Origin of the sequence: Trichlorobacter sp., from assembly GCF_030247655.1 — a bacterium.
Taxonomy (GTDB): domain Bacteria; phylum Desulfobacterota; class Desulfuromonadia; order Geobacterales; family Pseudopelobacteraceae; genus Trichlorobacter.
In genome coordinates, this window is the sequence record NZ_JAOTRZ010000115.1 from 1 (window position 1) to 8,944 (window position 8,944).

Below are 8,944 nucleotides of genomic sequence, written 5' to 3' on the forward strand. Positions count from 1 at the left end.
CCGATAAACTGCACCATGTTCAGGACACGGAAGATCCGTAGTACTCGCAGGATGCGGATGGTGGCCAGAAAATGCAGACCAGGGGCAAAAATGCTGGCATAGGTGGGGATGATAGCCAGCAGATCAACAATGCCGAAGAAACTGCGGGCATAGCGCAGGGGACGGCGGGCACTGTAAAGCCGCAGAACATACTCGACACTGAACAGGGTAGTAATCAGCAGCTCACCACCCAGCAGCCAGCTGCCCCAGCGATCGTGGATGCCTGGTACGCTATCCAGCATCACCAGTGCCACAGAGAGCAGGATCAAAAAAATCAGGGCCAGATCAAAGGCCCTGCCGGACGGTGTGTCTGATTCAAAGATGATGGTATAGATTTTTTCGCGTAGCGGACTCATGACAGCTCTTTGTCAGGTGATTTTGTCTGATCCGGGCATTTTCTTTCAAACCATGCCCCCGGAGTTCCCAGATCGTCTACCGTACTTTTTTCCCAGAGCGGTTCACCGCTGAAATAGGCGGCCCGGCCCAGCATATGGGCTGCCACCGGTGCGGTCAACAGGGTAAAGGCAACGATAGCCACCACCTTGCCGGTAACAGCGGTACTGGCGAAAAAAAGCGCCACAGCAACCAGAATACAGCTTGCCCCCAGGGTTGATGCCTTGGATGCGGCTGAAAGACGCATGTAGATGTCCGGCATCCGTACCACTCCAAGGGCTGCCACCAGGGCAAAAAAGGTGCCGCCAAGCAGCAACAGGGCTATCAGGGTATCACGCATTGTTCCCCCGTTTGTGCAGATAGTAGGCAAAGGCCACGGTGCCCAGAAAGGTGATCAGCGCCAGTACCACCGCAGCATCCAGATAGGATGGCTCATTGCTGGCAACTGAATAAACTGCTGAAATTGCAATGATAAAGGTGGCCATCAGGTCAAGGGCCACCACCCGGTCAGGCAGACTTGGTCCACGTACCACCCGGATAAAGGTAAGCAGCATCCCCAGTCCCAAAAGTGGCAGGATGATCCAGGATATATAGCTTGCAAGGGTCACTGGACAATCTCCCGTATCCGTTGTTCAAAGCCCTGTTTAATCTCCTGCACCAGTTGCTGCGGGTCATCAATATACATGGCATGTACGTAAAGCGTATGTCTGTCTTCAGAGATATGCAGACTTAAGGTGCCCGGTGTCAGGGTAATACAGGTGGCCAGCAGGGTGATCTGCAGATCGTTTTCAAGCTCAAGGGGCACGGCAACAATCCCCGGTTTCATATGATCCCTGGGGGTCAGCACGTCATAGGCAACCCGCAGGTTGGCCACCACCATCTCCTTGATAAAGTAGGGGATAAAGCCTGCTATGGCCAGCAGGCGACGGTGGTAGGAGGCGGTTTGACGGTCGCGGCGTCCGATCCAGATCACAAAGAAACCGAACAGAAACCCGGTGGCAAATCCTCCGGCATGGAAGGAATCGGTCAGGGCCATCCAGGCCAGGGCCAGCAGGATATTGGCCAGAAAGGCGGTCATTGGGTCACCCCCAGCACCGCCTTGATGTAGGCGTCGTTGTTCAACAGTTGTTCTGAAGCAATGTGGCAGAGCCTGAACAGAGGCTCCGGCAGCAGACCGGCAACCAGAGAGACCAGGGCAAGCAGCAAGGCGGGAACAATCATCTGGCCACGGCGTACTGCTGGCAGGTGGTGCAGTTTTTCCGCATCTGCAGGCTGATTCTTCCAGAACAGTGCAATCCAGGCTGTAACCAGATAATAGAGGGTCAGCACGCTGACACCGAGGGCCATGGCAACCAGCAGATACTGTTCGCTCTGCAGGCCGGCCTGCACCAGGGCCAGCTTGCCCCAGAATCCGGACAGGGGAGGGATACCTGCCACAGAAAGCGCCGGTACCAGAAAAAGAACAGCCAGCAGGGGATAGCGCTTATATAGTCCGCCAAGTTCTTTCAGCATCGTGGTGCCGCTCATGCGGGCCACCACACCGCTGGTCAGGAACAGGGCTGATTTGGCAGCCATGATATGCAGCATGAAAAAGATACTGCCAGCCAGGGCCAGCGGGGTCATCAGGCCCAGACCCATCAACAGGTAGCCGATCTGACTGACCACGCAAAAGGAAAGCAGCCGCCGCAGTTCCGGCTGTGCGATCGCCCCCAGGGCGCCAAACAGCATGGTTAATCCTGCTGCGCCCAGAATCAACGGTTGTCCGGTAATGGTTTCCTGGGGGAAAATCAGGGTAAAGACCCGGATCAGTACATAGATGCCCACCTTGGAAAGCAAGGCAGAAAAGATGGTAATCACCGCAATGGGCGGCGTGTGGTAGGAGGCAGGCAACCAGAAGTAGAATGGAAACACCGCTGCCTTGATACTGAAGGCACAGAACAGAAGCACTGCAATGACCGGTATGGTGCCGGTATGGGGCATCTCCTGCAGCCTGATGGCCAGATGGGCCATGTTCAGGGTGCCGGTCACGCCATACAGTAGACCGATGCCGGCCAGCAGCAGGGCTGAGGCGATCAGGTTCAGGGCCACATATTTGATGGCCCCTTCCATCTGTTCCCGTTTCCCTCCCAGGGCCAGCAGCACAAAGGAGGCGATCAGCATCACCTCAAACCAGACATACAGGTTAAACAGGTCGCCGGTCAGAAATGATCCGCAGATCCCCAGCAGCAGCACCTGCAACAGCGGATGATACCCCCGTGCTTCCTGATCTGAATCTGCATCTGCCAGTGAATAGACCGTGACACAGAGCCCCATCAGCCCGGTTGCAAGCAGCATCAGGGCGCTGAAGGTATCAGCCACCAGGGTAATGCCGAACGGCGCTGGCCAGTTTCCGGCCTGGGCGCTCAGAATACCATGCTGCTGTACCTCCAGTAGTAGCAGAACAGCGGTAACGCTTAAGAGTGCCGTTGAACAGATGCCTGCAATCCGCTGGAATTTTCGCTGGTTCCAGGCCAACAGCCCCAGTACCGCCGTGGCAAGTGGTATGATAAGTGGAAGAAACAAAAGATTTTTCATCTCTCTTCCTCTTGTCCCAGCTTTTCTTGTCCCTGATTTTCAGTAACCATCACATCCTGATCATCGCTGCCCACGGTCTGGTAGACCCGCTTGATCAGTACCAGGGCAAAGGCCTGCACACCAAAGCCGATCACAATGGCGGTCAGGATCAACGCCTGGGGTACCGGGTCAGCAACCGGTAGGGCTGACAAAACACCGTCAGCCGGAACATGTGGCGGCCTGCCACGGGTCAGCCTGCCTACGGTAAAGATCAGCAGATTGGCGGCGTTACCTAATAGCGCCAGTCCAAAGATCATCTTGACGATGCTGCGACGCACCATCAGGTACATGCCTGCGGCATACAGCCCGCCTATGACCACCGCCAGCATGCTTTCCACGTCAGTTCTCCTCCATCAAGGTAAAGATAATCAGCAGCGACATGCCTGCCACCAGCAGGTAGACCCCCAGATCAAACAGCAGCGGAGTGCCGGCATGGCCTATTACCGGTGCCGGAACTGCACTCCAGAGTGCGGTCAGAAACGGCAGACCGGCCAGCAGCGGCAGAAGTCCGCTTGTCAGTGCGATCAACAGACCTGATGCTACCAGTTGCAGTGGTGCAACCCGTAACATCCGGCGTCCCTCTTTTTCACCATGTGCCAGGGTGTACAGGGCAAAGGCAGCAGCCACCACAAGACCGCCCACAAAACCACCCCCGGGTTCATTATGGCCCCGCAACAGCAGAAACAGGGAAAAGAGCAGCATCAGCGGCAACAGCAAACGGATGGCAGTGGCAAGGATCAGCGAGTGCATCAGTCTGTTCCTTCCTTGCCGGAGCGTGGCTTCAGCATGGCATAGACCCCCAGGGCTGCAACCGCCAGCACCGTGATTTCACCAAGGGTATCCAGAGCGCGGAAATCAACCAGAATCACATTGACCACATTGCGGCCATGTCCGGCCGGCAGGCTCTGTTCCATAAACCAGGTGCTTAGTGAGGGGATCAGTGGTTGCGATACAGCCCGCCAGACCAGCATGGTCATAACGCTGCCAACACCCAGGGCAATGACCATATCCCTCAGCCGTGACCTGGTACTGGAAAGCAGGGTAAAGCGGGGTAACTTGTGCAGCACCAGCACAAACAGGATGATGGAAAGGGTCTCAATGCAAAACTGGGTCATGGCCAGGTCAGGTGCGCCAAAGAGGATGTAGATCAGGGCAACACCATAGCCAACCACCCCCAGAGCTGCTACTGCAGCCAGGCGGGAGTCAGTCAGGGTGGCCATCAGGGCTCCGGCAAGGATTATCACCGCGGTCAGCCATTCATGCAGACTGCCGTCAGGCCTGGGCAGTTGCAGTGTGCCGGTGCTGCTGGTGAACAGGGTTGCAGCCATCAGGGCAACTGCTGTACCGGTTACGATCATCAGATAGTAACGCAGTCGGCCATTCTGCAGATAGCTGGTTATCATATCGGCAAACCTGGGCAGCCCTGCCAGCAGCAGGTCATACAGCTGTTCCGTATCCCAGCCTGGTGATTGTCGCTGCATCTGAAAATGGTTACGCAGGCTGAACAGCGCCAGACCAGCCCCCAGGGTGACGACGCTGATCAATAGCATTGGATTAAAGCCGTGCCATAGTGCCAGTTCAACCGGAACCGGCTTGCCCGCAACCTGGGCAACAGCCGGAGCCAGCAGCAGTCTGCCAAAGGCTGCGGGAAAAAATCCGATCAGAAGCCCCAGCAGGGCAGGCAGCAGGGGGGGCAGCCAGAGCCGCAGATCCACCTGATGGGGGTGCAGTTCAGTGTCCTTCAGGGTTCCGTAAAACGGGAGATAGCCCGCCAGCAAAGCGGCAGCCACGGTCAGGCTGTTGCCCAGAAATGCCACCGCAGTTATCAGCCAGGGGGAGTACGGCGCATGCAGGGTGGCCTCATAAAACAGTTCTTTGGCAATAAAACCGGCCAGCGGCAGCATGCCGGCCATGGAGAGCGCCGCCAGACCGGCAGCCAGGGCCACCTGTGGCATGGTGCGTCCCAGTCCTCCCAGACGTCTGATGTCGCGGGTGCCGGAGCCGTGGTCTACCGCGCCTGCAGTCAAAAATAACGAGCTTTTGTACAGGGCATGTACCGCCAGCAGCAGCATGGCGGCAGTTGTGGCAAGCGGGGTGCCTAATCCCAGCAGTAGAGTTAGCATCCCCAGGGCACTGACCGTGGTCCAGGCCAGGATCTGTTTCAGATCGGTACGCTGTATCGCTTTTGCGGCACCCAGCAACAGGGTGAGACCGCCAACAGAGGTCAGGCAGATCAGCCAGCTGTCTGTTCCCCCCAGCACCGGTGAAAACCGTGCCATCAGGAAGATGCCCAGCTTGACCATGGTGGCGGAATGCAGGTAGGCACTGACCGGTGTCGGGGCGGCCATGGCGCCGGGCAGCCAGAAGTGGAACGGAAACTGGGCGGATTTGGTAAAGGCCCCGGCCAGCATTAATATCAGGATCGGCAGGTAGAGACTGTGGCTGCGCAGCAGATCCCCACTGTTTAAAATAGTTGTCAGATCACTGCTGCCAACGCTTTGTCCCAACAGTATGATCCCTGCCAGCAGTGCCAGTCCACCCGCACCGGTTACCAGCAGAGCCTGAAACGCAGCACGACGGGATGCTTCCTGCTGGTAGTCAAAACCGATCAGCAGAAACGAGCAGAGCCCGGTCAGTTCCCAGAAGATGAACAGGGTAATCAGATCACCGGCCAGCACCGTGCCCAGCATGGCAGCCATGAACGCCAGAATAAAGCCGTTGAAACGCTTTAGGTGGGGATGATCATGCAGATAGGATGATGCGTAAAGCAGCACCAGCGCACCGATGCCGGTGATCAGAAGCGCAAAGAGCAGTCCCAGACCGTCCAGACGGAAGGAGAGGGCAACGCCCAGACTAGGTAGCCAGGGGACAGAGACCTGCAGCAGCTGACCGGTAGCAACCGGTCCGATCTGAAGGGCAAACCAGGCAAACAGGCCCAGTGGTATGGAGAGTAGCAGAGCTGGTAACATAGTGTATTGTGCAGGCCGGCCTGATTTTCAAGCCGGCCTGAGGGTGTAACTATAGCGTACTTTTAATCTTCTTCAAGGCAAACCGGACATTAGTGGGTAAAATAGTTCGCATTCAGAAACAGATGGGTAATGATGCTGGCTGCATAGCCCAGGGCAATGGCCCAGGTCCATTTCAGGTGCGCCCCAAAGGTGTAGACACCTCGGGCAGACCCCATCAACGCCACCCCGGCTGCCGAGCCGATTGAGAGCATGCTGCCCCCAACCCCGGCAGTCAGGGTTACCAGCAGCCACTGGCCGTGGGACATCTGCGGGTCCATGGTCAACACCGCAAACATAACCGGAATGTTGTCAATAATGGCAGAGAGAATTCCCACCAGCACGTTGGCGGTGGTGTGTCCCAGGCCGTTGTACATGAAGTTTGAGGTTACGGCCAGATAGCCAAACTGTCCCAGCCCGCCAACGCAGAGGATCACCCCGTAAAAGAAGAGCAGGGTGTCCCATTCTGCCTTGGCTATCTTGCGGAACAGGTCAAAGGTTGCGTGGTTGTGACCGGTCACGTCCAGCGGGTTGTCGCCGGACAGCAGACGGTGTTCTTTCTTTTTCAGCCAGTACGAGAAGAAGGAAAGATAGCCCAGACCCAGCATCATCCCCACTGCCGGTGGCAAATGCAGGAAGTTGTGGAACGACACTGCGGTGACAATGGTTGCCAGAAACAGGGCCATGATTCGTTTGGCACCAAGTTTCATGCTGACCGTTACATCGCTCGACTCCGGCTTCTCGTTGGGTACGGCCATGCTCATCAGGGCTGCCGGTATGATCCAGTTGATAACGGAAGGGATAAAGATGGCAAAGAACTCAAAAAACTGAATCTTGCCCTTTTGCCAGACCATCAGGGTGGTTATGTCGCCAAAGGGGGAGAAGGCACCACCGGCATTGGCCGCCACCACAATATTTATACAGGCTACCACTACAAACTTTGTATTGGCCCCTCCAACGGCCATGGCCACCGCCCCCATCAGCAGGGCTGTGGTCAGGTTATCGGCTATGGGTGAAATAACGAAGGCCAACAGGCCGGTCATCCAGAAGACTGTCCGCAAGGTAAAGCCCTTGTTGACCAGCCAGGAGCGCAGGGCACTGAAGACATCCCGTTCTTCCAGGGCATTGATATAGGTCATGGCAGCCAGCAGAAACAGAAACAGTTCGGCATATTCGGTCAGGTTGTGCATGATGGCGCCGTGGGCATGGTCCGGCCTGCCCAGGGCCTGGTAGGACAGGGCAACCAGTACCCAGATAATACCGGCCGCTACAAGCACCGGCTTGCTCTTGCGCAGATGCAGTTTTTCTTCCAAGATTACCAGCCCATAGGCTGCTACAAACAGCACCAGGGCAAAGATCCCCATGGCGCTGGCGGTCAGGTTTGCAATGTCGCTGCTGCCACCGGCTGCCGCTGCCGGCAGGACAGTAGCTGCCAGCGTAAAGATGCTGAAAAAAATGCTCTTCATAGATAGATATCCTTTGTCGAAAGTGCACACGTGGCAGCAGGTGGCTGCAACCAGTTGTATCCTCATGCGCATACAGATAGAGAGGTGCTGTTTCAGAACAATCGCGTAACGATCAAGAATGAAACAGCTTCAGGATATGCAGTGTATTCAGGTAAGAGCAGGAGGTGCGCGACTGAGGGCGGATGTGATAAAGCGTGTGGGGGGAGGACAGGGTGGAGATGACGCAGCAAGGTGTGCCTTTCTGTTGTGGCAGTCTGGTTGCCTGGCTGCACCGGCATGGTTCTGAATGGCTGAACGGCGGGTTTGTTTAATGGCACAGGCAGTGCTGACCGGACATTCATAGGTGAAATTGGTAATCTGCTCCGTTGAAAAAGACAACGGCGAGATCAGTATCAAGATGATAATCAAAGACTGGGACAGACGCCGTAGCGGTGTCTGTCCCAGTAACTGCTGCATACTGTTTTTAGTGGGTAAAATACTTGGCATTAAGGAAAAGATGAGCAGCAATACTGACTGCATAACCAAGAGCAACAGCCCAGGTCCATTTCAGATGGGCGCCAAAGGTGTAAATCCCCCGAGCAGAGCCCATTAATGCCACGCCGGCTGCAGAGCCGATGGAGAGCAGACTGCCGCCTACTCCGGCAGTCAGGGTTACCAGCAGCCACTGTCCGTGGGACATCTGCGGGTCCATGGTCAGCACCGCAAACATGACCGGGATGTTGTCAATGATTGCAGAGAGCAGTCCAACCAGTATGTTGGCGGTGGTATGTCCCAGGCCGTTGTACATGAAGTTTGAGGCCATGGCCAGATAGCCGAACTGCCCCAGACCGCCCACACAGAGGATTACTCCGTAGAAGAAGAGCAGGGTGTCCCATTCTGCCTTGGCTATCTTGCGAAACAGATCAAAGGTTTCGTGCTGGTGACCGGTAACGTCCAGAGGGTTATCGCCGGACAACATCCGGTGTTCTTTTTTCTTCAGCCAATAGGAGAAGAAGGAGAGATAGCCAAGCCCAAGCATCATACCGACAGCAGGTGGCAGGTGCAGGAAGTTGTGGAAGGATACGGCGGTAACAATGGTCAGGAGGAACAGGCCCATGATCCGCTTGGCCCCCAGTTTCATGCTCACCGATTCATCGGTCACTTCCGGTTTTTCCTTTGGTACTGCCAGGCTCATTAAGGCAGCCGGAATGATCCAGTTGAGCAGCGAAGGAATAAAGATGGCAAAAAACTCGAAGAATTCAACCTTACCCTTCTGCCAGACCATCAGTGTGGTGATATCGCCAAAGGGGGAAAATGCACCGCCGGCATTGGCGCCCACCACAATATTGATGCAAGCCACCACCACAAAGGCCTTGTTGTTGCCACCAACAGCCATGGCCACAGCACCCATCAGCAGGGCGGTGGTCAGGTTGTCGGCAACCGGAGAAA

11 protein-coding genes are annotated in these 8,944 nt (G+C 56.1%); all 11 read right to left on the reverse strand.

What is annotated here, in order from left to right; translation table 11 throughout:
* On the reverse strand, window positions 1–395 hold a 395-nt coding region (locus OEL57_RS10565), incomplete at its 3' end, for an ion transporter (RefSeq protein ID WP_300740466.1).
* On the reverse strand, window positions 392–772 hold the full coding sequence (gene mnhG / locus OEL57_RS10570) for a monovalent cation/H(+) antiporter subunit G (protein WP_300740469.1): 381 nt from the start codon (window positions 770–772) through the stop codon (window positions 392–394). The genes OEL57_RS10565 and mnhG, both read right to left, overlap by 4 nt.
* On the reverse strand, window positions 765–1,040 hold the full coding sequence (locus OEL57_RS10575) for a cation:proton antiporter (protein WP_300740472.1): 276 nt from the start codon (window positions 1,038–1,040) through the stop codon (window positions 765–767). Before OEL57_RS10575 ends, mnhG begins: the two co-directional genes overlap by 8 nt.
* A complete protein-coding gene (locus OEL57_RS10580) occupies window positions 1,037–1,510 on the reverse strand; it encodes a Na+/H+ antiporter subunit E (protein WP_300740474.1) in 474 nt (157 codons plus the stop codon). Before OEL57_RS10580 ends, OEL57_RS10575 begins: the two co-directional genes overlap by 4 nt.
* On the reverse strand, window positions 1,507–3,006 hold the full coding sequence (locus OEL57_RS10585) for a Na+/H+ antiporter subunit D (RefSeq protein WP_300740477.1): 1,500 nt from the start codon (window positions 3,004–3,006) through the stop codon (window positions 1,507–1,509). Before OEL57_RS10585 ends, OEL57_RS10580 begins: the two co-directional genes overlap by 4 nt.
* Window positions 3,003–3,374, reverse strand: coding sequence for a Na+/H+ antiporter subunit C (locus tag OEL57_RS10590; protein WP_300740491.1), 372 nt, complete (start codon window positions 3,372–3,374; stop codon window positions 3,003–3,005). The genes OEL57_RS10585 and OEL57_RS10590 overlap by 4 nt, the downstream gene beginning before the upstream one ends.
* 10 nt (window positions 3,375–3,384) lie before the next feature.
* Window positions 3,385–3,795: a Na+/H+ antiporter subunit B gene (locus tag OEL57_RS10595; protein ID WP_300740480.1), complete on the reverse strand. Its 411-nt coding sequence runs from the start codon at window positions 3,793–3,795 to the stop codon at window positions 3,385–3,387.
* The gene (locus OEL57_RS10600; RefSeq protein WP_300740482.1) at window positions 3,795–6,014 is read right to left on the reverse strand and encodes a putative monovalent cation/H+ antiporter subunit A; all 2,220 of its coding nucleotides are present in this window, start codon (window positions 6,012–6,014) and stop codon (window positions 3,795–3,797) included. The genes OEL57_RS10595 and OEL57_RS10600 overlap by 1 nt, the downstream gene beginning before the upstream one ends.
* An 89-nt stretch (window positions 6,015–6,103) precedes the next feature.
* Window positions 6,104–7,516 carry a sodium:proton antiporter NhaD gene (gene nhaD / locus OEL57_RS10605; protein ID WP_300740484.1) on the reverse strand — a complete coding sequence of 471 codons (1,413 nt, stop codon included), beginning with the start codon at window positions 7,514–7,516 and terminating at the stop codon, window positions 6,104–6,106.
* Between the two features lie 147 nt (window positions 7,517–7,663).
* Window positions 7,664–8,002, reverse strand: coding sequence for a hypothetical protein (locus OEL57_RS10610; RefSeq protein ID WP_300740487.1), 339 nt, complete (start codon window positions 8,000–8,002; stop codon window positions 7,664–7,666).
* Window positions 7,980–8,944 (reverse strand): sodium:proton antiporter NhaD (nhaD, locus tag OEL57_RS10615; RefSeq protein WP_300740489.1); only part of this gene is annotated, 965 nt, incomplete at its 5' end. The genes nhaD (OEL57_RS10615) and OEL57_RS10610, both read right to left, overlap by 23 nt.

Coding starts and splice junctions, on each gene's coding strand:
- mnhG (WP_300740469.1), bottom strand. CDS start 772: ATGCGTGATACCCTGATAGCCCTGTTGCTGCTTGGCGGCACCTTTTTT.
- OEL57_RS10580 (WP_300740474.1), bottom strand. CDS start 1,510: ATGACCGCCTTTCTGGCCAATATCCTGCTGGCCCTGGCCTGGATGGCC.
- OEL57_RS10585 (WP_300740477.1), bottom strand. CDS start 3,006: ATGAAAAATCTTTTGTTTCTTCCACTTATCATACCACTTGCCACGGCG.
- OEL57_RS10590 (WP_300740491.1), bottom strand. CDS start 3,374: ATGCTGGCGGTGGTCATAGGCGGGCTGTATGCCGCAGGCATGTACCTG.
- OEL57_RS10595 (WP_300740480.1), bottom strand. CDS start 3,795: ATGCACTCGCTGATCCTTGCCACTGCCATCCGTTTGCTGTTGCCGCTG.
- OEL57_RS10600 (WP_300740482.1), bottom strand. CDS start 6,014: ATGTTACCAGCTCTGCTACTCTCCATACCACTGGGCCTGTTTGCCTGG.
- nhaD (WP_300740484.1), bottom strand. CDS start 7,516: ATGAAGAGCATTTTTTTCAGCATCTTTACGCTGGCAGCTACTGTCCTG.
- OEL57_RS10610 (WP_300740487.1), bottom strand. CDS start 8,002: ATGCCAAGTATTTTACCCACTAAAAACAGTATGCAGCAGTTACTGGGA.